General features: G+C 63.5%; 1 protein-coding gene. It reads left to right on the forward strand.

Features of this window, described 5'->3' with window-relative positions; genetic code table 11:
• Nucleotides 1-999 (forward strand): cbb3-type cytochrome c oxidase subunit I (locus TN53_RS40905; RefSeq protein ID WP_199924742.1); only part of this gene is annotated, 999 nt, incomplete at both ends.

The raw sequence follows: 999 nt of genomic DNA on the forward strand, positions 1-999 counted from the left end.
CACAAGACGATCGGAACGCTGTATCTGGTCACGTCGTTCGCGTTCTTCTGCATCGGTGGTCTGCTGGCGCTGTTCATGCGCGCCGAGCTGGCCCGCCCCGGTCTGCAGATCATGTCGAACGAGCAGTTCAACCAGGCGTTCACGATGCACGGCACGATCATGCTGCTGATGTTCGCGACGCCGCTGTTCGCCGGCTTCGCGAACTGGATCATGCCGCTGCAGATCGGTGCGCCGGACGTGGCCTTCCCCCGGCTGAACATGTTCGCCTACTGGCTGTACCTGTTCGGCTCGCTCATCGCGGTCGGTGGCTTCCTCACCCCGCAGGGCGCGGCCGACTTCGGCTGGTTCGCCTACAGCCCGCTGTCCGACGCGGTCCGCAGCCCCGGCATCGGCGCCGACCTGTGGATCATGGGTCTGGCCTTCTCCGGCTTCGGCACCATCCTCGGCTCGGTCAACTTCATCACCACGATCATCTGCATGCGCGCACCCGGCATGACCATGTTCCGCATGCCGATCTTCGTGTGGAACGTGCTGCTGACCGCGGTGCTGGTCCTGCTGGCCTTCCCGGTCCTCGCGGCCGCGCTGTTCGCCCTGGAGGCGGACCGGAAGTTCGGTGCCCATGTCTTCGACTCCGCGAACGGCGGGGCCTTGCTATGGCAACACCTCTTCTGGTTCTTCGGCCATCCAGAGGTGTACATCATCGCCCTACCGTTCTTCGGCATCATCTCCGAAGTGATCCCGGTCTTCTCCCGTAAGCCGATGTTCGGCTACATGGGCCTGGTGGCCGCGACGATCTCGATCGCCGGTCTGTCCGTGACGGTGTGGGCGCACCACATGTACGTCACCGGCGGCGTGCTGCTGCCGTTCTTCTCCTTCATGACGTTCCTCATCGCCGTACCGACAGGCGTGAAGTTCTTCAACTGGATCGGAACGATGTGGAAGGGCTCGTTGTCCTTCGAGACACCGATGCTCTGGGCCACCGGCTTCCTGATCACCTTC

The sequence above is a fragment of the Streptomyces sp. WM6386 genome, from assembly GCF_000972385.1.
Lineage (GTDB): Bacteria > Actinomycetota > Actinomycetes > Streptomycetales > Streptomycetaceae > Streptomyces.